At 70.3% G+C, this 19848-nt stretch carries 18 protein-coding genes and 1 pseudogene; 12 read left to right on the forward strand and 7 right to left on the reverse strand.

Going from position 1 to position 19848, the window contains the following annotated elements:
- Positions 1–440: 440 nt before the first annotated feature.
- Positions 441–1133: a type 1 glutamine amidotransferase domain-containing protein gene (locus OG792_RS34440; protein WP_329106064.1), complete on the forward strand. Its 693-nt coding sequence runs from the start codon at positions 441–443 to the stop codon at positions 1131–1133.
- 41 nt (positions 1134–1174) lie between these two features.
- Here OG792_RS34440 and OG792_RS34445 read toward each other — a convergent pair whose 3' ends face one another.
- Positions 1175–1366, reverse strand: a complete 192-nt coding sequence (locus OG792_RS34445; protein WP_329106066.1) for a hypothetical protein — start codon at positions 1364–1366, stop codon at positions 1175–1177.
- Positions 1367–1370: 4 nt separating this feature from the next.
- Between OG792_RS34445 and OG792_RS34450 the strand changes: the two genes are divergently transcribed.
- The 3 genes from OG792_RS34450 to OG792_RS34460 all read left to right on the forward strand — a co-directional run bounded on the left by OG792_RS34450 (position 1371) and on the right by OG792_RS34460 (position 3030).
- Positions 1371–2273: an alcohol dehydrogenase catalytic domain-containing protein gene (locus tag OG792_RS34450; protein ID WP_329106068.1), complete on the forward strand. Its 903-nt coding sequence runs from the start codon at positions 1371–1373 to the stop codon at positions 2271–2273.
- Between the two features lie 87 nt (positions 2274–2360).
- Positions 2361–2768 carry an LLM class flavin-dependent oxidoreductase gene (locus OG792_RS34455; protein ID WP_329106070.1) on the forward strand — a complete coding sequence of 136 codons (408 nt, stop codon included), beginning with the start codon at positions 2361–2363 and terminating at the stop codon, positions 2766–2768.
- 82 nt (positions 2769–2850) lie between these two features.
- Positions 2851–3030, forward strand: coding sequence for a hypothetical protein (locus OG792_RS34460; RefSeq protein ID WP_329106072.1), 180 nt, complete (start codon positions 2851–2853; stop codon positions 3028–3030).
- Here the strand turns inward: OG792_RS34460 and OG792_RS34465 are convergent.
- Positions 3020–4087: an acyltransferase gene (locus OG792_RS34465; RefSeq protein WP_329106074.1), complete on the reverse strand. Its 1068-nt coding sequence runs from the start codon at positions 4085–4087 to the stop codon at positions 3020–3022. The two genes, OG792_RS34460 and OG792_RS34465, sit on opposite strands and share 11 nt — an antisense overlap.
- A gap of 338 nt (positions 4088–4425) precedes the next feature.
- Here OG792_RS34465 and OG792_RS34470 point away from each other — a divergent pair, with 338 nt between their 5' ends.
- On the forward strand, positions 4426–5445 hold the full coding sequence (locus OG792_RS34470) for a pyridoxal-phosphate dependent enzyme (RefSeq protein WP_329106076.1): 1020 nt from the start codon (positions 4426–4428) through the stop codon (positions 5443–5445).
- A gap of 77 nt (positions 5446–5522) precedes the next feature.
- On the opposite strand, the gene OG792_RS34475 is transcribed toward OG792_RS34470, so the two are convergent.
- From OG792_RS34475 to OG792_RS34485, 3 genes and pseudogenes are all read right to left on the reverse strand, one after another.
- Positions 5523–7163, reverse strand: coding sequence for an RICIN domain-containing protein (locus OG792_RS34475; protein WP_329106078.1), 1641 nt, complete (start codon positions 7161–7163; stop codon positions 5523–5525).
- A gap of 189 nt (positions 7164–7352) precedes the next feature.
- Positions 7353–8678 (reverse strand): annotated as a pseudogene (rho, locus tag OG792_RS34480) (transcription termination factor Rho); the annotation flags it as partial.
- A gap of 443 nt (positions 8679–9121) precedes the next feature.
- Complete coding sequence (locus OG792_RS34485) at positions 9122–10042, reverse strand: NADP-dependent oxidoreductase (RefSeq protein ID WP_329106080.1); 921 nt, start codon at positions 10040–10042, stop codon at positions 9122–9124.
- Positions 10043–10240: 198 nt separating this feature from the next.
- Here OG792_RS34485 and OG792_RS34490 point away from each other — a divergent pair, with 198 nt between their 5' ends.
- Both OG792_RS34490 and OG792_RS34495 read left to right on the forward strand, forming a co-directional pair.
- Positions 10241–11872 (forward strand): fibronectin type III domain-containing protein, encoded by a 1632-nt coding sequence (locus OG792_RS34490; RefSeq protein ID WP_329106082.1) that lies wholly within the window; start codon positions 10241–10243, stop codon positions 11870–11872.
- A 105-nt stretch (positions 11873–11977) separates the two neighbouring features.
- Positions 11978–12376: a DNA polymerase ligase N-terminal domain-containing protein gene (locus OG792_RS34495; protein WP_329106085.1), complete on the forward strand. Its 399-nt coding sequence runs from the start codon at positions 11978–11980 to the stop codon at positions 12374–12376.
- Here the strand turns inward: OG792_RS34495 and OG792_RS34500 are convergent.
- Positions 12341–13324 (reverse strand): LysR family transcriptional regulator, encoded by a 984-nt coding sequence (locus OG792_RS34500; RefSeq protein WP_329106087.1) that lies wholly within the window; start codon positions 13322–13324, stop codon positions 12341–12343. The genes OG792_RS34495 and OG792_RS34500 overlap by 36 nt on opposite strands.
- A 77-nt stretch (positions 13325–13401) precedes the next feature.
- Here OG792_RS34500 and OG792_RS34505 point away from each other — a divergent pair, with 77 nt between their 5' ends.
- From OG792_RS34505 to OG792_RS34515, 3 genes are all read left to right on the forward strand, one after another.
- The gene (locus tag OG792_RS34505; RefSeq protein WP_329111619.1) at positions 13402–14334 is read left to right on the forward strand and encodes an EamA family transporter; all 933 of its coding nucleotides are present in this window, start codon (positions 13402–13404) and stop codon (positions 14332–14334) included.
- Between the two features lie 149 nt (positions 14335–14483).
- On the forward strand, positions 14484–15626 hold the full coding sequence (locus OG792_RS34510) for an LLM class flavin-dependent oxidoreductase (protein WP_329106089.1): 1143 nt from the start codon (positions 14484–14486) through the stop codon (positions 15624–15626).
- Positions 15623–16237, forward strand: a complete 615-nt coding sequence (locus tag OG792_RS34515; RefSeq protein WP_329106091.1) for an FMN reductase — start codon at positions 15623–15625, stop codon at positions 16235–16237. The genes OG792_RS34510 and OG792_RS34515 overlap by 4 nt, the downstream gene beginning before the upstream one ends.
- Positions 16238–16393: 156 nt before the next feature.
- Here the strand turns inward: OG792_RS34515 and OG792_RS34520 are convergent, their stop codons facing one another.
- Positions 16394–17758 carry a multidrug effflux MFS transporter gene (locus OG792_RS34520; protein ID WP_329106093.1) on the reverse strand — a complete coding sequence of 455 codons (1365 nt, stop codon included), beginning with the start codon at positions 17756–17758 and terminating at the stop codon, positions 16394–16396.
- Positions 17759–18054: 296 nt separating this feature from the next.
- Here OG792_RS34520 and OG792_RS34525 point away from each other — a divergent pair, with 296 nt between their 5' ends.
- Both OG792_RS34525 and OG792_RS34530 read left to right on the forward strand, forming a co-directional pair.
- On the forward strand, positions 18055–18423 hold the full coding sequence (locus tag OG792_RS34525) for a TcmI family type II polyketide cyclase (protein WP_329106095.1): 369 nt from the start codon (positions 18055–18057) through the stop codon (positions 18421–18423).
- Between the two features lie 7 nt (positions 18424–18430).
- On the forward strand, positions 18431–19786 hold the full coding sequence (locus OG792_RS34530; protein WP_329106096.1) for an FAD-dependent oxidoreductase: 1356 nt from the start codon (positions 18431–18433) through the stop codon (positions 19784–19786).
- Positions 19787–19848 lie beyond the last annotated feature (62 nt).

The following is a 19848-nucleotide window of genomic DNA, read 5'->3' on the forward strand; positions in this document are numbered from 1 at the left end:
CGTCCCTCGTGGACGTTTGGGTGCTCGGATGGTGCTCGTCCGATGAGCATCGGCGGTTGTGGTGGTCGGGGTTGCACGATCGATCCGCATCAGTTTCAGGACGCAAAGCGGATGTTCGGTGTGAACCCTGTATAAGGGCGTAATTCGCATGGCGTGAACCCATGTCGATCCGGTCGCGTGGGTGCACGGCACTCTCGTCGAGGGCGAGGGTCGTCTGTCGGGTCGCAGTCGAGAGTTCAGTGACCCCCGGGGGATCCACTCGATTACCTTTCCGGACGGCGAACGAGCGACCAAGCATCGGGTCTGTCGGATTACCCTGCCTCGGTGTGGATTGGTCGGTAACGTTGGCTTCGACAAGCCGGCTTGCTGCTGAGTCTTCGATGCGTTCTGCCTAGTTCGTCCGTCCGTTCCGCCGGGCCAGTTCAAGGAGGGCGAAAAGAGTGGCTAAAGTCTTGTTCGTGGTTTCCGGAGCACAGTACTGGACGCTGAAGGACGGCCACCGTCATCCCACCGGTTATTGGGCTGAAGAATTCGTGGCGCCCTACAGTGTTTTCACCGGGGCGGGCCACCAGGTCACCATCGCAACCCCCGGCGGCGTCATTCCCACCGTCGACACCATGAGCCTGCGCCCCAGCATGACGGGCAGCGAAGCCAATTCGCTCGAACATGAAGCCGTCATCGAAAAGGCCGAAGAATTGCGCCATCCCCTCGTCCTGAGGGACGTCAGCGTCGACGACTATGATGTCGTCTACTATCCCGGCGGACACGGCCCCATGGAAGACCTGGCATATGACCGCGACTCCGGGAAGCTTCTTAAAGACGCACTCGCGTCCGGTAAGCCCCTTGCCGTCGTATGCCACGCACCCGCCGCTCTTCTCGCCACCCGTGACGTCGATGGAAACTCCCCGTTCGTCGGATACCGAACCACCGGGTACACCAACGACGAGGAGGAGAGCGTGCACCTGCGGGACAAGGCAAAATGGCTTATGGAAGACGAAGTGCGCAACCTTCCCACCGACTACTCCCGTGGCCCCGTTTTCGAGCCCTACCTCGTCAGCGATCGGAACCTTTACACGGGTCAGAACCCCGCCTCGTCCGGCCCTCTCGCGAAGGAAATCCTCAAGGTGCTGTAGGACCGCAGAGGTGGGCGCCGGCTCCGGGTGACTCGCCCCTCCTACCGGCCGCGTTGCTGCGGTGTCGAACGGAGCATGGCGCGGTACATCTGTCGGGGTGTGGCTGGGGTGGGTAGGGGATGTGCGCCCGGGGCGGCGCAGGCTTGGAGGAGGTAGCTGATCAGGCGGCGCCAGGTTTCGGGGGCGGCGTCGGCGGTGGCGGTCAGGACGCCGGCGTTCGCCATGAGGAACATGGGCATGTCTTCGGCGACGAAGTCGGCGCGGAGTTTCCCGGCGGTTTTGGCGCGTTCGATCGGTGAGGTGCTGGTGCGGGTGGAATCGTCGTCGCTGAACGGGTTCGACACGGCGGTGGCCGCCGGGTATCTCGCCGGGATGATGGAGCACCGCTTCCCGGTGGTGCTGGGCAAGGACTTCGCCGGCACGGTCGAGGCGATCGGTGACGGCGTGACCCGGTTCGCGGCCGGCGACCGGGTGTTCGGTGTGGTGACGAAGGCGTTCCTGGGCGACGGAGGGTTCGGCGAGTTCGTGACGGTGAGCGAGGCGATCGGCATCGCGAAGCTTCCTGTGGAACTGGACGCCACAGTGGCGGGCGCGCTCGGCCTGGCCGGCACCGCCGCCGTGGACGCCCTCGACGCGGTCGCCCCACAGTCCGGTGAGACGGTGTTGATCAGCGGCGCGACCGGCGGGGTCGGTGCGATCGCGATCCAGTACGCTGCCGCGGCCGGCGCGAAGGTCATCGCCACCGCCCGGCCCGGCGCGGAGGCCGACTTCGTCCGTGGGCTCGGTGCCACCGATGTCGTGGATCACACCGGTGACCTGGCTGCTCAGGTCCGCGCGATCACCCCGGGCGGGGTCGACGTGGTCCTGCATCTGGCCGGTGACGGCGCCGCTCTCACCGCTCTGCTCACCGACAAGGGACGCCTGGCCAGCACCCTCGGTCTCGGCCCGGACCAGCACCCCGCCGCGACCGCGGTGATGGCGACCCCGACCGCGGACACCCTGGACCGGCTCGCGGCCGATGCCGCCGCCGGGCGGCTCACGGTCCCGGTCAGCCGCACCTACGCACTGCACGAGGTTCCCGCCGCGTTCGGCGACTTCACGCTCGGCACGATCGGCAAACTCGCCATCACCCTCGCCTGACCAGCGACACCAACCAAAGGAAACCAATGAACGTGTTCCTGCGGGCCGTGCCCGCGATCAGCAACTGAACCCGGCGGAGAAACGATCATGGAGCTGGGGATCCTGTCGCTGAGCGACCTACAGATCAGCCTCGACACGGGCCGGAAAGTCACCGCCGGGCAGCGCATCGACGACACCGTCGACTACGCCGTCCTCGGCGAGCGGCTCGGACTGGACGTGTTTGCCCTCGGCGAGCATCACAGCCTCGACTTCGCCGTGTCCTCACCAGCGGTCGTGCTCGCCGCGATCGCCGCCTGCACCGAGAAGATCAGGCTGACCAGTGCGGTCACCGTGCTCAGCGCGCTGGACCCGGTCCGCGTCTACCAGGACTACGCCACCCTCGACCTGGTCCTGCTCGCGCGTCGTCACCGCGTACGACGCAGGAGCAGTGAGGACGCCCGGGTACGGGAGGCCGTCGAGCGGGCACTGCGTGACCAGGAGCCGGGCGTACGCTGACCAGCCCGTCACGCCCCGGTGTAGGCGAAGGCCGCCCGGTAACGCGGACCCACGGGAGCAGGATGCGGTGCTCGGTTCGCAGGTGACCTTCACCGCCACCGCCGGCCGTGATGGCACCACCGCCTGCACGATGGAGATGACCCGGGTCGCGAAGGTCTATCTTGTCTCCACCACCGACGCCCGGTTCTTCCGTAGCGCGATGAACCGGGCTGCCCGCCAGCTACGCGAAGTCGACGCCGGCCTCGATCTCGTCAAGCGCTGAATGCTGCCGGATCCCGCGTCGGAGGTCGAGGCGTGCGTTGCCCCGCTAGGAGGGTCGGCCGGCGCGCGGCGGCGACGTCCTCGACCCAGCCGAGCGCCGCGACCGCCACGGCGGTGACCGCGCACATGCCGGCCATCCGCAGCACCAGGTGCACACCGGCGTCGACCGGCACCACGGGTAGGAGCAGGACGGTGACGAGCATCCCGGCCGGTATGTGCCACAGGTAGATGGTGACCGCGCGGGCGTTGGCCAGGCCGACCACGCGTCTGTACGTCGAGGTGCGGGCGAGTCGGCCGAGCCGGGGCCGCAGCCGCAGCACGGCGGCGACCAGGGCCATGGACCACAGGGTTCGCCCGACCGGGGTCTGGTTGACGGCGGAGGTGTCGTCGGCCACGGCGGCGACGAGGAGCCAACCGCCGCCGCTGACGGCCAGGGCCGCCACCAGGGCACCGTACCGACGGGCGGGAATCCGGTGCAGCAGTCCGTCGCGGTGGGCGAAGCCCAGCAACCAGCAGGGCAGGTAGCCGACGAGGAAGTAGCCGGTGTGCACTCCGTCGATCAGGAACACGGCGGGCAGGTAGGTCGCGATGCCGAGGCACCACCACGGCCGCCGCCGGAAGAGTTTCAGCAGGACCCCCGAGGCCAGCACGAACCACACGTACGTGACCACGTACCAGAGACCGGCGTTGAAGGCCCACGACCAGGGCTGGCCGCCGACCGGCGGCACCTGCACCGGCACTATCCACCAGCCGAGTTCTGTCCAGCCGAGCCGCCCCGTCGGTGCCGTCCGCCAGCCCGTGAGGAACAGGACGGCGATGCTCAACGCGCCGAACGCCCAGAACGGGAGCAACAGCCGCCGTATCCGGCGGGGGACGGCCGTCGCGCCGTTGCGGTCCAGGGACGCGGCCATGAGGGAGCCGCCGATGCCGAACATCACTCCCATGGCGGGGAACAGGACGCTCAGCCACGTCCAGCCCGAGGCGTGGTAGAGAAACACCCGTGCCAGCCCCATTGTCCGCAACAGGTCCAGGTAGTGATCGCGGGTGGGCTCGTCCACGCGCGGATGGTGGAGCGGCCTGGGGACGCGGATCTGCCCGTCGAGCGCGGCCCCGGCTGTCCCCTTGTCGGTCATATGACGAACTCAATCGGGAACCGGCAGCGCGATGCCCGGTCTCGGAACCTTTGCGTAGTGAATCCCGTTATTTAGGTAGGACGCCCCTGGTTGGTGTCACGAATCTCCCGACCGACACCGCGACACCACTGGCCGTCGGCCAGCCCGCCGACGGACGTGACGTGACGTGACGGTGTTCTGCCGCATCGGGCCGTCCAAACGGGTACGTTTGAGCGTCCCTAACGGTACGTCCGGGTGTCCCATCCGGGTAGGAGAGACAACCGATGATCGATCGTTCCTCGGGTCCGAAGCCGGACCGGTGGGTGACCCTCGGCAGCTGGCCGACACCCGTCGAGCCGGCACCCCGGCTCGCCGAGGCCATCGGGCTCGCCTCCGGGGCCCTGTGGATGAAGCGGGACGATCTCGGTGGTCTCGGCGGTGGGGGCAACAAGGTTCGCAAGCTCGAACGGACCGTCGGTGTCGCACTCGCCAATGGCGCTGACACCCTGGTCACGACCGGTGCGCCACAGAGCAACCACGCTCGGCTCACCGCCGCCGCGGGCGCCCGGTCCGGTCTGCGGGTGGTGCTGGTCTTCCCCGGCGAACCGGGCCGGTCCGGCTCCGGCAACCTCGCCCTGGACGGCCTCTTCGGAGCGCGGGTCCACTGGGCCGGGGACGTGGACCGGGGCCAACTCGCCACCGTGGCCGCCGACGTCGTCGACGAGCTGCGTCGGGACGGGGCCAGCCCCGAGCTGATCCCGTTCGGCGGATCCAACGCCGTCGGTGCGTACGGTTATGTCGAGGCGGGCCGGGAGCTGCTGGACCAGGTGCCCGACGTCGACGTGGTCGTGGTCGCCCTGGGCTCCGGCGCAACCATGGCCGGACTGGTCGCGTCGCTCGGCGCCGACAGGGTCATCGGGGTCGACGTCGGCGCGCTGGACGAACCGGCCGAGGTGGTCACCGCCCTCGCCGGCCAGGTCGGCGGGACGAGCGTCTCCGCCGACCAACTGCGCATCCGGTACGACCAGGTCGGCGCCGGTTACGCCCAGCTCACCCCGGCGTCGGCCGAGGCGCTTCGACTGACCGCGCGCAGCGAGGGCATCGTGCTCGACCCGATCTACACCGGCCGGGCGATGGCGGGCCTGATCGCCGCCGTGCGGGACGGGGACATCGCCTCGGACGCCAAGACCGTCTTCGTGCACACCGGGGGCCTGCCCGGACTGTTCGGCCACCCGGACACCGTCCGCTGGGCCGAGTCGGCGCTCGGCCAGTACCGGCCGGGCCGGGCCGGCACCGATTCCTGACGGCGACCGCGGCCGGCGACGACCGCCGTCGGCCGCGGGCTCCTACCGTCGTACGGGGTGAAGCGGGTCCGATCCGATCAGCACCAGTTCAGGGTGGAGTTGATCCGGGTCACGTTGCGGATCACGTTGTTGGCGCCACCGCACGGATTCTGGGTGATGTTGGTGTTGGACACCGTCAGGTTCTGCAACGTGATGCCCGAGGAGATCGGGAACTCGGTACGGGCGGCAACCCGGACCTCGCCGCCGCCGGTGACCGTGCCGGACTGCCCGGCGATGGTCACGTTGTAGCAGTTCTCCACCAGGATCGAGTTGTTGCCGGTGTTCGAGATGGTCACCCGGTCGATGACGGCGCCACCGCTCTCCGAGACGCAGAAGATCCCGCGACCGCCACCACGGGCGATCACGGTGCCGACCCGGATGTTCGTCGGGTAGCCGTTGCCCACCCGGCCGTTGCGGTTCGCCATCCGGAACGCCGCGTACCCGGTGCCGGTGCCGGCGTTGTCGGCGTCGACGGTACCGATCGTGGCGTTGATCGTGTCGTTGAGCAGCAGGCCGGACTCACCGGTGCTGCGGGCGGTGACGGTGCCGACCGTCAGCCCGTCCACCCCGTACGTCTCGACGCCCTGGCTGCTGGTGCCCTGGACGTACACGTTGTCGATCCGGATGTTGCGGACCTTCACCGCGCGGTCCCCGCCGTGGTTGTCGATCCGTACGCCGAGGCCGCTGGACAGTCGCATGTCGATCTGTCCCAGGATCAGGTTGTCGACGTTGCGCATGAAGATTCCGTACAGCGGCGATCCGGTGAGGTTGAGGTGCTGGACCTCGATGTCGGTGGCGCCCCGGGCGTAGACCGGTGCCTGGTCCCCGGAGCCCGATCCGGTGACGTTGATGGTGCCGCAGACGTCCAGGGTGGTGTAGCTCGGCAGGGAGAGTCGCGATCCGGCGCTCATCGCACCCGAGCCGCGTACGACCACCCGCTGTTTCGTGGTGCGACCGGCGGAGAGGCTGTTCACCGCCGCCTGCATCGCGGAGCGCATGTCGCCGCCGGTGTAGACCGTGCTGCCGCCGTTGCGCGCGGTCCACGTGCTGCCGTTCAGTACCGCCTCGGCGTTGAACGAGCCGCTTCCGCAGTCGGTGCCGTCGCCGGAGCCGACCCGGTTGAGTTGCCACTGCTGGTTCCAGCCGCCCAGGTCCTGGAACTGGGAGACGATGCCGCCGTCGGCGGTCGACCATTCCCAGAGGTCCAGCGCCTTGCCGCTGTGCCGGTTGACGAAGCGTACGTGTCCGCCGTCGGAGTCGGCGACGCCGAAGTGCTGGCGGGTGGAGCCGTTGTCGGCGTTCTGCACCAGTTGGGTGCCGTCGGAGGCGTTGGGCAGTTCGAGGAACTTGCCGCTGTGCCGGGACCTGATCTTGTAGTAGCCGCTGCCGGCGTCGACGAACTGCCACTGCTGCTGGTTGCCGTCGTTGCGGGTCCACTGCACGATCGGGGTGCCGTCGTTGGTGGCGAAGTTGTAGACGGCGAGCGCCTTGCCGCTGTGGCGTGAGGTGATCACGTAGTGGGCGCCGGTGTCGATGGTGGCGGCCGATGCCGGTCGCGGGTGGACGGCGGCAGCGGTGCCGGCGACGACGACGGCCGTGGCAACGACGAGGCCGATCCGGCGGCGCCGGTGGGATCGGGTGTCGGTAGCGGGTGGGACGGTGCTGGTGGCGGGTGTCATCGGTCCTCCCTGACCTGGGGGTCGACCTGACCGGAGGCAGCCCGGCGCCGGGCGACGCACCGGGCGAGGAAAGGGCTTTCCTACAGCACCCGCACGTTAACGAATCGTTTCAATCAAGTCAAGTTTGTCAATGAATAGTGGAATGTCGCCGAGTGCCGGCGGACGCGCGAACCCGCTCGACCCGGCCGGCTAGCGCCGGGTACGGGCCGGGGCGCCCGCCGACGGGTTGCCGCCGGCGATCCGGGTCAGGAACTCGAAGTTGCTGCCGGACCTGCGGAGCTGGTCGAGCAACTGCTCAAGGGACTGCTGGGCGTCCTGGCCGCTGAACGCGCGGCGCAACCGGCCGACGATCGCCAGCTCGTCCGGTGCCAACAGGACCTCTTCCATCCGGGTGCCGGAGGAGTGGATGTCGACCGCCGGGAACATCCGCCGCTCAGCGAGCTTCCGGTCCAACCGCAGCTCGGCGTTGCCGGTGCTCTTGAACTCCTCGAAGATGACCGAGTCCATCGTCGAACCGGTGTCGACCATGGCCGTGGCGATGATGGTCAGGGAGCCGCCGTTCTCCATGTTCCGGGCCGCACCGAGCAGCCGCTTCGGCGGGTGCAGCGCGGCCGAGTCGATACCACCGGACATGGTCCGGCCGCCGGTCGGCGCCGCCAGGTTGTACGCCCTGGCCAGCCGGGTGATGGAATCGAGCAGCACCACCACGTCCTGGCCGAGCTCGACCAGCCGCTTCGCCCGCTCGATGGCCAACTCCGCGACCGTGGTGTGGTCCTGGGTCGGCCGGTCGAAGGTCGAGGCGATCACCTCGCCCTGGACCGACCGTTGCATGTCGGTGACCTCTTCGGGGCGTTCGTCCACCAGCACCACCATCAGGTGACACTCGGGGTTGTTCCGGCTGATCGCGTTCGCGATCGCCTGCATGACCATGGTCTTGCCGGCCTTCGGTGGCGACACGATCAGTGCCCGCTGGCCCTTGCCCAACGGCATCACCAGGTCGATCAGGCGGGTGGTGAGCAGGTGCGGTTCGGTCTCCAGGCAGAGCCGTTCCTGTGGGTAGAGCGGGGTCAGCTTGTAGAAGTCCGGTCGCCGGCGGGCCTGCTCGGGGTCGGCGCCGTTCACCGTGTCCAGCCGGACCAGCGGCTGGTGCCGGCGCTGGTCGTCGTCGGGGGCGGGACGGGCCGCACCCGTCACGGCGTCACCCCGGCGCAGGCCGTACTTCCTGGCCTGGGCGATGGAGACGTAGACGTCGTCCGGTCCGGGCAGGTATCCGCCGGTGCGGAGGAACCCGTGGTTCTCCTGAAGATCGAGGATTCCGGACACCGGTACGAGCGCCGTGTCGTCGCCGACCCGGTAGTCGTCCTGGCCTTCGGCACCGCGTACGCGGTCCCGGGTTGTCCGGGTGCGGCGCCCGGCGGTGGCGGTGCCGGTGCGGCCGGCGTCCCGGCGCGGGGACCGGGCGGACCGCCGCGCGGTGCCGGCCGTCGGGGTGTCGTCGGTCCCGGTGTTCCGCCGGGGTGCGGTACGTGGTGCGGTGGAGTGCTGGTCTACCAGCGAATCGGTAGCAGTCATTGCTTCTCCCTGGGAAGGTGTTGCCCGCTCCGCGCCGATCCGGGGTCGCACCGGCGGACGGTCCGGCAGCCGGTGATGGTCCGCCGGTGGATTGCCGGTGCTCGGGCGGGCCCGGCTCTGGTGGCCGGCATGGCTCGGGCGGGTGGCGGGTGGTGCTGAACGGCCGAGGGATCGAGGCCCTCAGCGGGATGTGCGTCGGCACATCAGCGGAAGCAGTTCGTAAGTCCGGCGGGATCGATTCGCCGGTGATCATGTCATCTGATCATGCGAGCCGCGCTCGTGAAAAGGAAATCACACGCCCTGGGTCGGAATCTTTCACCGGCATCCGCAGGGGTGCACTGCCGCCAAGATAACGCGATTTGCCGGCGATGGCAAGCTTCGCCAGGTCAGGGCATGATTACGATCTTGCCCCGGGTGTGCCGCTGCTCCAGCTCCCGGTAGGCGTCGCGGACCTGGTCCAACGGGTACGTGCCGGCGATCGGGATCTCCAGCCGCCCCTCGTCGACCAGCCGGGCGAGTTCGGCCAGTACGTCCGCCCGCGCACCCTCGCTGTTCGCCGCGGTCCTCACACCGTACTTCTGGGCGGCGGCGAAGTCGATGATCGTGTCGATCCGTTCGGGCTGCACCCCGAGGTTGACGGCGAGGTCGACGTAGCCATCGCCGAAGGTGTCGACGAAGGCGTCGACCGGACCGTCGGCGGCGGCCCGCACTCGGTCGGCCATTCCCTCGCCGTACGCGACCGGGGTCACGCCGTGGTCGGTGAGCCAGTCGTGGTTCGCCGGTCCGGCCAGCCCGATCACGGTCGCCCCGGCGTCACGGGCCAACTGGACGGCGAGCGACCCGACCCCGCCCGCGGCTCCGGAGACGACGACGGTGTCGCCCTCGCCGACCCCCACCGCGTGCACCGCCGCGTACGCCGTGGTCCCCGCCACGGGCAGCGCGCCGGCCACCTCCCAGGACATCCCCGGCGGTCGGCGGACGAGCTGCCCGGCCGGTACGGCGACGAGCTCGGCCTGGCTCGCCCGGTCGTTCGTGAAACCGAACACCTCGTCGCCGACCGCGAACGCGTCGACACCGGGGCCGAGTTCGGCCACCGTTCCGGCGAGGTCGCTGCCCTGACCGGACGGGAAGGTGGTCGGGTACTGGCTGTCCATCAGGCCCTGTCGGATGGCGGCCTCGCCGGGGTTGATGCCGGCGGCGACGACCCTGACGAGGACCTGCCCGGCGCCGGGGGCGGGAGGTTCGACCTCCACCACCCGCAAGACGTCGATCCCACCGTACTCATCGTATTTGACCGCTTTAGGCATTGTCGTGGGTGCTCCTTCGCGTGATAGTGGGTGTGCTCCTTCGCGTGATGTCCGCCGGACACCATGACTCTGACAGCATCGGCGGCGGCCCGGAGGCGGATGGCGGGACTGGGCCCGGCCGCCCGCGATTCACCGGGGACTGTCCAGGATTCGCCGGGAACATCGCCGGACAGTCCGGTTGTCGCCATCCTGGGCCGCATGCGTACCCGATTCATCCGCGCCGGGGCGGTGGTGCTGCTCGCCGTCGCCTCCGTCGCCGTCGCCACCCCCGCCACGGCGGCACCCAAATGCGACGTGCCGAACCCGCCGCCGATCTGCGATCCCGTGGACGACTACGGCAACCCCACCGTCACGCTCGGGACCCCGGTCCGCCAGCCCGCCGGGCTGTCCGTCAGCGGCACCGCGAAGGACCCGGACGGATCCGGTCCCGTCCAGGTCCAGATCAAGATCCAGGGCGTGGTCGTCGGCACACTGTCCGCCAACAGGTCGACCGGGGCGTACTCCGGGATCGTGCCGGCGCGGGCCGGCAGCACGGTCTGCGCGGTCGCGCTGAACCAGAACGAGGGCCAGAACACGTCCACCTGCCGTACCTTCGCGGTATCCGTCGACCCGATCGGGTCCGTCGACGAGGTGTCGCCGGGACCTGCCGGCCTGCGGGTACGGGGCTGGTCGATCGACCCGGACACCGCCAACCCGATCGACGTGCACGTCTACCTCGACGGGGCGTACGCCCGTACGGTCAACGCCGCCGGCAGCCGGGCGGACGTCGCCGCGGTCTACCCGGCGTACGGCGCGGCGCACGGCTACGACCTCACCCTGCCCGCCGGCCCCGGTGCGCACACCGTCTGCGTGTACGGCATCAACGTCGGCGCCGGCACCGTCAACACCCAGCTCGGCTGCGGCACGGTCACCCAGGGCAGTCCGCCGGCCGCGCCCGACATCCAGGTCAACGCGTCCCAGACGGTGCCGACGATCTACCTCTACGTGCAGCCGCGCAGCACGAACGCCAGCGGCTTCGTGATCGAGCGCTCGACCGGCGGCAGTGCCGGCCCCTGGACCCAGGTGCACAGCAACAACCGGACCGGTGACACGGCGTTCAGCTGGGACGACACCGGCGTGGCCCAGGGCCAGCAGTACTGCTACCGGGTTCGGGCCGACAACGCGTACGGTTCGGCCACCTCGGCGGTCGTCTGCCGGGACCTTCCCCTGCCCGCCCTGCCCCGGCCGACCAACGTCTCGGTGACCGGGGTGACCGAGACCTCGCTCGTCCTGAACTGGTTCGACAACGCCGTCGGCGAGACCCAGTACCGGGTCGACCACGTCGGCGTGAACACCATGTACGCGCCCGGCACCGCCGGCACCGGGCCGATGACCTTCGCCATGAACAACCTCCAGCCCGCGACCCGGTACTGCTTCAAGATCGGCCCGATCAAGTCGGGCTTCGGCTTCGACCCGGCGCCCGAGATCTGTGCCACCACGGCCAGCCCGCCCCCGCCGCCGCCGGTCTCGGTCAAGACCGTCAACATCTGGAACTGCGTGTCCGCTGGCGTGTCCGGCAGCGTCTGGCTCTTCGACCACGGCACCGCGAGCTGGAGCCGGGCCGCGTCGGCACCGAGCAGCTGGGTCGGCCGTAGCTGCGGGACGCCGTACTCCGGTCCGTCGGCCAGCGTGAACCTTCCGGACGGGCGGGTTGTCACGGTCGCCCTGGTGATCGCGGGCAACAAGTTCTGCACCACCGAGGACCCGACCAGTACCGGCTGCCGGCGCTGGGAGGCCGGTCCGGTGCTCGGCGGCGTCAAGGGCATCACCACCTACGACGTCGTCGGCTGAGTCGACGCGTCAACGAAGACGGTGCCGGTCGGGTCGGGGGGCCCGACCGGCACCCGCGTCGACCCGGTCGGGGTATCGCCGCCGCGTGGCGGGTAAACACCGCCCATGGCGAATCACCCCGGGTCGGACGGCGACGAACGGCGGGACGCGGAGCCGCCGCGTCCCGCCTTCGTGTTGCACGAGCACCGGCGGCCGACCCACCACTTCGACCTGCGGCTGGAGCAGGACGGCGTGCTCCGGTCGTGGGCGGTGCCGAAGGGCCTGCCCACCGATCCGTCCGGGGACCGGTTGGCGGTCGCCGTGCCCGACCACGACCTGGATCATCTGACCTACTCCGACGCCGACAAGTCGATCGCCGACCTGGGCTGGTGGGAGGAACACGACCGGACCGAGCGCCGGCTGCTGTTCACCCTGCACGGCCGGGACGGGTCGAGCCGCTACGCGCTCATCAACACCCGGCAGAACTGGCTACTGCACCGGACCAGGGACCAACCCGGCCGGTAGCGTGCCGGGTCGGCCGGGCGCTGCTCGGCCGGGCGTCGTCGAGCCGGGTCGGCCGGGCGCCGTCGCGGCCAGCGCGCGGAGCAGGGCGTCGATCGCCGGCCGCAGCGGACCGTCGCCCCGGGGCCGGGTGACCGCGAAGATCTGTCGGCCGGTCAGCGGCGCGTCGAGCGGGCGTACGTCGACCCCGTGCGGCACGTTGCGCAGCGCCAGGCCCGGTACCAGCGCGGCGCCGAGGCCGGCGGCGACGAGGTCGAGGGTGAGGGCGAAGTCGATCGCCCGGTGCCGGATGTCCGGCTCGAACCCGGCGAGGTGGCAGGCGCGCAGGGTCGACCGACCGCACGGGGTGTGCTCCGCGCTGGCCACCCACGGCACGTCCGACAGGTCGGCCAGTCGGCGGGTGGCCCGGCCCCAGCCGGCGGGAGTGATCAGGTGCATCGGGTCGGTGGTTATCGGGTGCCGGTCGAGTTCGGCGGTCCGGGTCACCGGGACGTGGTCGTACTCCTGGCGGACCGCGACGTCGATGGTGGCCGAGCGCAGGTCGAGCTGGCTTTGCAGGTCCTCGGCCTCGACCACGCGTACGTCCAGGTCCGGGTGTTCGGCCATGGCGCGGGCAGCGGCCGGGGCGACCAGGGCGCCGGCGGCGGACGGGAACGCGGCCACCCGGACCGTGCCGCCGACCCGCTGGTGCAGTACGGCGAGCCCGGCCACCGCGTGTTCGACCGCGCCGAGGATCCGCTCCGCGTGCGCGGCGAGCACCTGCCCGGCGGCGGTGAGCACGACCCCCCGACCGGACCGCTCGACCAGTTCGCAGCCGGCTTCCCGGGAGAGCTGTACGAGCTGCTGGGAGACTGCCGACGGGGTGACGTGCAGGGCACCGGCGGCGGCGGTCACCCCGCCGCGCAGGGCGACCTCGTGCAGCACCCGGAGTCGGCGTACGTCCAAATCCATGTAGCCACGCTACAGCGATACTTAAGTTCTTTGAACTGGACCTTAATGGTCGAGCGGGAGACGGTAACCGGGTGAGAATGACCCACCGGTTCCAGGCCCTGCTCGTCGCCGCCATCTGGGGCGTCAACTTCGTCGTCATCGACATCGGTCTGCGGGACCTTCCGCCACTGGTCCTGACCGCGCTCCGGTTCGTGGTCGCGGCGGTGCCGCTGGTCCTGCTCGTGCCCCGGCCCACCGCCCGGCTGCGGTACGTCGTCGGCTACGGGCTCGTGCTCGGCGTACTGAAGTTCGGGGTGCTGTTCACCGCGATGGCCGCCGGGATGCCCGCCGGTCTCGCCTCGCTGGTGCTACAGGCGCAGGCGCTGGTCTCGGTGCTGCTCGCGGCGGTGCTGCTGCGCGAGCGCCCGACCGGCTGGCAGGTGGCCGGCGTACTGGTGGGTTCGGTCGGCATCGGGATGCTCGCGGTCGGCGGCGGCGGGCGGGCGACGCTGGTCGGGTTCGCGCTCACCCTGGCCGCCGCCGTGAGCTGGGCGGTGGCGAACGTGGTGGTACGGGCGAGCGGGGAGACCCGGCCGCTGTCGCTGCTGGTCTGGTCCAGCCTGGTCCCGCCGATCCCGCTGCTCGGCCTCGCGAGTGTGGTCGACGGGCCCGGTCGGGTGCTCGACGCGATCACCGGCCTGTCCTGGGGCGGCATCCTCGCCGTGCTGTACGTCGCCTACGTCTCCACCCTGGTCGGTTTCGGGCTCTGGAACCGTCTCATCGCCACCTACTCGGTGGCCCGGATCGCCCCGTTCAGCCTGCTGGTGCCGGTGTTCGGGCTGGCCGCGTCCGGGCTGTTCCTGGGGGAACGGGTCGGCGTCACCGAGGCGGTCGCCGCCGGGATCATCCTTACCGGGCTGGCCCTGGTGCTGCGCCGGCCGACCGGTGTGCCGGTGCTCCCGGCCGGGGAGTCCCGACCCCGGCCGGCCATCCCGGCGCTGCGGCACGGCGGGGCGGGTCGGCAGGGGTAGACAACTCGTCGCGGGGAACCGGAATAGCGGAGGGCTACGCCTGGTTTCAGGGTGTAGTTCAAACTTGAACGAGATCCGGTCGAATGCGATCTGGTCGAAACGAGATCTGGTCGAAACGAGATCCGGTCGAGACGAGGCGGGCAGCAGACATGCAGTTCGGGATCTTCACCGTTGGTGACGTGACCACCGACCCCACGACGGGGCGGACACCCACCGAGGCTGAGCGGATCAAGGCGATGGTGACCATCGCGCTCAAGGCCGAGGAGGTGGGCCTGGACGTCGTGGCGATGGGCGAGCACCACAACCCGCCGTTCGTGCCGTCGTCGCCGACGACCATGCTCGGCTACGTCGCGGCCCGGACGAAGCGGATAGTGCTGTCGACGGCGACGACGCTGATCACCACCAACGACCCGGTCAAGATCGCCGAGGACTACGCGATGTTGCAGCACCTGGCCGACGGCCGGGTGGACCTGATGATGGGCCGGGGCAACACCGGGCCGGTCTACCCGTGGTTCGGCAAGGACATCCGGGCCGGCATCCCGCTGGCGGTGGAGAACTACGCCCTGCTGCACCGGCTGTGGCGCGAGGACGTGGTCGACTGGACCGGCAAGTTCCGTACGCCGTTGCAGTCGTTCACCTCGACCCCGCGCCCGCTGGACGGGGTGCCGCCGTTCGTCTGGCACGGCTCGATCCGCAGCCCGGAGATCGCCGAGCAGGCCGCCTACTACGGTGACGGCTTCTTCCACAACAACATCTTCTGGCCGATGGAGCACACCCAGCGGATGATCGAGCTGTACCGCAAGCGGTTCGAGTTCTACGGCCACGGCAATGCCGACCAGGCCATCGTCGGCCTCGGCGGACAGGTGTTCATGCGGAAAAACTCCCAGGACGCGGTACGCGAGTTCCGCCCCTACTTCGACAACGCCCCGGTCTACGGGCACGGCCCGTCGCTGGAGGATTTCACCACCGAGACCCCGCTGACCGTCGGCAGCCCGCAGCAGGTGATCGACCGCACCCTCACCTTCCGCGAGCACTTCGGCGACTACCAGCGCCAACTGTTCCTGATGGACCACGCCGGCCTGCCACTCAAGACCGTGCTGGAGCAACTCGACCTGCTCGGTGAGGAGGTGGTCCCGGTGCTGCGCAGGGAGTTGGCCGCGCTCCGGCCGGCGCACGTACCGGACGCGCCGACGCACGCCAGCCTCCGGGCCGCCCGGGACGCCGCCCTCGAAGCGGTGGCCGGCGACCAGGTCGACACCGACACCGATGCGATAGCGGGAGCGGAGCGATGAAGCAACGCAACCTGGTCGCGATCTCCGCCGGACTGAGCCAGCCGTCGTCCACCCGGCTGCTGGCCGACCGGCTGGCCGCCGCCACCCACCGCGCGGCGGAACAGCACGACACCCGGCTCGACGTCGCGGTGATCGAACTGCGGGACCACGCGCACGACCTGATGAACCACCTGCTCACCGGCTTCCCGTCGGCCGGACTGCGGCAGACGCTCGACCGGGTCGCCGCCGCCGACGCGCTGATCGCGGTGACACCGATCTTCAACGCGTCGTACAGCGGGCTGTTCAAGTCGTTCTTCGACGTACTCGACGACACCGCCCTGACCGACAAGCCGGTGCTGGTCGGTGCCACCGGCGGCACCGCCCGGCACTCGCTGGCGCTCGAACACGCGCTCCGGCCGATGTTCGTCTACCTGCACGCGGTGGTCGTACCCACCTCGGTGTTCGCCGCCTCCGAGGACTGGGGCACCGACTCCGTCCAGGGCGGACTCGCCAACCGGATCAACCGGGCCGGCGCCGAGCTGGCCAGGCAACTCGACCTGCGCGAGCCGGCCACCGTCACCGACCCGTACGACAGCCCGACGCCGTTCGAACGACTGCTCGCCGGCGACTGACTGTCAGCCGGGGCCCGCCCCGGAAAAGCGGAAGGGCATCCGAACCCTCGCGGGCCCGGATGCCCTCTCCGTTTGGTTTCGCGGGACGTCTCACCGGCCGTCTGGTTTCGCGGGGCGTCTCAGCGGCCGCTTGGTTTCGCGGGGCGTCTCATCGGGTCAGTGGACCGCTACCGCCGAGTCGGCCGAGTCGATGTCGGTGAGCTGCTCCGGGCGGGCGACCACCACCAGCACGACGAGCGCGGCCAGCATCCCACCGGCGATCACCGCCGCCATCGCCACGCTGCCGGTGCCCAGCACTCCGACCAGCGGCGCCGCGACGGCACCGATCCCGAACTGCACCGCACCGAGCAACGCGGCGGCGGTGCCGGCGGCCTCCCCGTGCCGGGCCATCGCCAGCGCGGGCGCGTTCGGCAGGGCCAGCCCGGCGGCGGCGAGCACCGCCCAGAGCAACACCAGCACCCCGGCCAGGCCGCCGAAGTTGGTCGCCGCGACCACGAGCAGACCCGCTCCGAGTACGGTGCCGGCGACCAGCGCCCCCCGGAGGATCTGGAACGGGGTGTACCGGCGCAGCAGTCGTACGTTCAACTGGGTGGCCCCGATCAGGCCCACCGCACCGGCGCCGAACACCACCGCGAACTGCTGCTCGTCCAGGCCGTACTGATCCTGGAAGACGAACGACGAGCCGGCCACGTACGCGAACAGCGCGGCCATCGCCAGGCCCGCGACCAGCGCCAGCCCGACGTACGTCCGGTCGCGCAGCAACGAGCCGTAGACCCGCAGGGTGCCGAGCGCCCCGTCGGTGCGACGCTTCTCGGGTGGCAGCGACTCGCGGAGCGCGAACACGATCACCGCGATCAGCCCCGCCCCGAGGATCGCGAGCGCGACGAAGACGCCCCGCCAGTCGGTCCACTTCAGCAGCGCCCCGCCGAGGGTCGGCGCGAGCACCGGGGCGACCCCCATCACCAGCATCAGCCGGGAGAAGAGGCGGGCCACGGCCGAGCCGCTGAACAGGTCACGGACCACGGCCAGCGCGATCACCGACGCCGCCGCCGCACCCAGCCCCTGGAGTACCCGCAACGTGCCCAGCACCGCGATGTTCGGTGCGACCACACACAGCACCGAGGCGATGACGTGCACGATGGTGCCGATCAGCAGCGGCCGGCGCCGGCCGACGGCGTCGGAGAGCGGGCCGATCAGCAACTGCCCGAGCGCGAGACCGGCCAGGGTTCCGGTGAGGGTGAGCTGCACCGCCGCGGTGGTCGTCTGAAGGTCGGCGGTGATGGTCGGCAGTGCCGGCAGGTACATGTCGATGGTCAGCGGACCGATCGCGATGAGCGAACCCAGGACCACTATCAACCGGCGCTGTTGCCGGCGGTCCAGTTCTCCCGGCCCCGCGCTCGCCTGTTGGCCCGGCGTCGGCCGTGGCTCCGACGTCAGCCGCGTGGCCGGTTCTTCCGGAGTGGACTCGGTCGGCGGTCCTGCCCCGGCTGTTCCGTCGACCCGTCGTTCGACCGTGGTCATGTGGCCCCTTTCCGGGGGTCTGGCGGGAATTGGTACGGAGCTCGCGGCCCGGTTAACCAACTGCAACAAGACCGGTCGGTCACGGGGCCATTCCCACACCGGCCAACGGTGCTCAGCGTCACACCCCGACCGGGGAATTCACCACTGGTGACGGCACGGTCCCGTCACCGTCGGGCCGATCACCACCCCGGCGGTGGTGACGTTGGGTTGACGCCGCGACCAGCAAGGTGACCGGGATCAGCCGTCGGACCGCGAGCCGGGCCGGCGGCAGCGCGTCAGCCGAGGGGAGAGCTTCGATGAGCCGTCTACTGATTGTCGGCCGGATGGCGCCGGGCCCGGAGAACGGGCCGGGGGCCGGCGCGGAGGAACGGATCGCACAGATCTTCGCCGAGTCGGACCAGACCGAACTGCCGGCGATCACCGGCGCCCGGCACCGGTCGCTCTACACCCTCGGCGACCTGTACCTGCACCTGGTCGAACTGGACGGGGCCGGTCCGGCCGGGCTGCCGGCCGCCGCCGCGCACCCCCTGTTCGTACAGCTCAACGAGCGGTTGTCGAGCTGCACCACGCCGTACCTGTCCACCTGGCGGTCACCGCGCGACGCCATGGCCAGGTGCTTCTACAGCTGGGACGCGCCGGTTCCGGCGCAGCGCAGCGGACAGTGATCCGCTGATGCCGGCCCGGCCGCTGGAGGTCATCATCATCGGTGCCGGTACGGGCGGCATGTGCCTCGCGCACGGCCTACGGCGGGCCGGCATCGGCGTCTCGGTCTACGAGCGGTACCGGACCCGTGGCGACGGGTTGCACGGCTACCGGGTCGGCATCGGCCCCACCGGCAACCGCGCCCTGCGGGAGTGCCTGTCGCCGGAACTGTTCGCCACCTTCATGGCCACCTGTGCGCGTTCACCCCGGTATTTCAACGTGATCACCGAGAAGATGCGCCAGACGGCGTCCTTTCCGCTGCGGCCGGAGGACGAGACCGACCCGGTGGACAGCGACCGGTCGGTCTCCCGGATGACCCTGCGGCAGGTCCTGCTCACCGGCATGGAAGACGTGGTGCGGTTCGACAAGACGTTCACCCACTACGAGCAGCACCCCGACGGCCGGGTCACCGCGTACTTCGCCGACGGCACCAGGGCCAGCGCGGATCTGCTGGTGGCGGCGGACGGCACCCACTCCGCCATCCGGCGGCAGTACCTGCCGCACGCCCGGATCCAGGACGCGGGCAGCATCAACATCGCGACCAAGATCCCGCTCACCGACGAAACCCGGGCACTCCTGCCCGACCAGGTACGCGAGGGCATCTCGCTGATCTTCGGGACCGGCGGGCTGATGGGCGTACTGCACGTGATGGAGTTCAACTGGGATCGGCACGGCGTACCCAAGGCGGGCGTCGGCGGCAACGAGGCGCGCCTGATCGAACGCTGGCCCGGACTGCTCTTCGACAACACCCGCGACTACATCAACCTGATCATCTGGAGCGCGCACCACCGCTTCCCCCCGGACGTGATGAGCATGCGCGGCAACGAACTCGTCCGGCTCGCCCTCGACCTGACCCGCAACTGGCACCCGAACCTGCGCGAGCTGTTCCACCGCAGCGACCCGGAGAGCTGCATCCCGGTCAAGGTCGCGACCTCGGAACCGGTGCGGCCGTGGCCGCCGAGCAACATCACCCTGATCGGCGACGCGATCCACACCATGACGCCCGGCCGGGGAGTCGGCGCCAACACCGCGCTGCGCGACGCGGCCCTGCTCTGTCGACAGCTCACCGCCGTCGCCGCCGGCGACCGGACCCTGCTGCGGGCGGTCGCGGACTACGAGGCGGAAATGCTGCCGTACGGCTTCGCCCGGGTCGCCGACTCCCTGGCGAACAACGGCACCAGCGGCAACGACCCGCTCTACCGGCCGGTGGTCGGGCGGTTCGCGCTGATGGCGGCCCGCAGCTACTTCAGCCTGACCAGCCGGGTCCCGCCGCTGCGCCGCAGGTTCGTCGACGAGATCTACGCCCGCCGGGGCGCCCACGGTTGACCGGCACGCCCTAACCTTCCCTTCTGTGGCGGCGAGCTGACGCGGGGTACGGAAGGAGTGGC

The sequence above is a fragment of the Micromonospora sp. NBC_01699 genome, from assembly GCF_036250065.1.
Classification (GTDB): domain Bacteria; phylum Actinomycetota; class Actinomycetes; order Mycobacteriales; family Micromonosporaceae; genus Micromonospora_G.

Coding starts and splice junctions, on each gene's coding strand:
- OG792_RS34530 (WP_329106096.1), top strand. CDS start 18,431: ATGCCGGCCCGGCCGCTGGAGGTCATCATCATCGGTGCCGGTACGGGC.
- OG792_RS34520 (WP_329106093.1), bottom strand. CDS start 17,758: ATGACCACGGTCGAACGACGGGTCGACGGAACAGCCGGGGCAGGACCG.
- OG792_RS34515 (WP_329106091.1), top strand. CDS start 15,623: ATGAAGCAACGCAACCTGGTCGCGATCTCCGCCGGACTGAGCCAGCCG.
- OG792_RS34485 (WP_329106080.1), bottom strand. CDS start 10,042: ATGCCTAAAGCGGTCAAATACGATGAGTACGGTGGGATCGACGTCTTG.
- OG792_RS34490 (WP_329106082.1), top strand. CDS start 10,241: ATGCGTACCCGATTCATCCGCGCCGGGGCGGTGGTGCTGCTCGCCGTC.
- OG792_RS34510 (WP_329106089.1), top strand. CDS start 14,484: ATGCAGTTCGGGATCTTCACCGTTGGTGACGTGACCACCGACCCCACG.
- OG792_RS34450 (WP_329106068.1), top strand. CDS start 1,371: ATGTCTTCGGCGACGAAGTCGGCGCGGAGTTTCCCGGCGGTTTTGGCG.
- OG792_RS34495 (WP_329106085.1), top strand. CDS start 11,978: ATGGCGAATCACCCCGGGTCGGACGGCGACGAACGGCGGGACGCGGAG.
- OG792_RS34455 (WP_329106070.1), top strand. CDS start 2,361: ATGGAGCTGGGGATCCTGTCGCTGAGCGACCTACAGATCAGCCTCGAC.
- OG792_RS34470 (WP_329106076.1), top strand. CDS start 4,426: ATGATCGATCGTTCCTCGGGTCCGAAGCCGGACCGGTGGGTGACCCTC.
- OG792_RS34475 (WP_329106078.1), bottom strand. CDS start 7,163: ATGACACCCGCCACCAGCACCGTCCCACCCGCTACCGACACCCGATCC.
- OG792_RS34505 (WP_329111619.1), top strand. CDS start 13,402: ATGACCCACCGGTTCCAGGCCCTGCTCGTCGCCGCCATCTGGGGCGTC.
- OG792_RS34445 (WP_329106066.1), bottom strand. CDS start 1,366: ATGTTCCTCATGGCGAACGCCGGCGTCCTGACCGCCACCGCCGACGCC.
- OG792_RS34500 (WP_329106087.1), bottom strand. CDS start 13,324: ATGGATTTGGACGTACGCCGACTCCGGGTGCTGCACGAGGTCGCCCTG.
- OG792_RS34525 (WP_329106095.1), top strand. CDS start 18,055: ATGAGCCGTCTACTGATTGTCGGCCGGATGGCGCCGGGCCCGGAGAAC.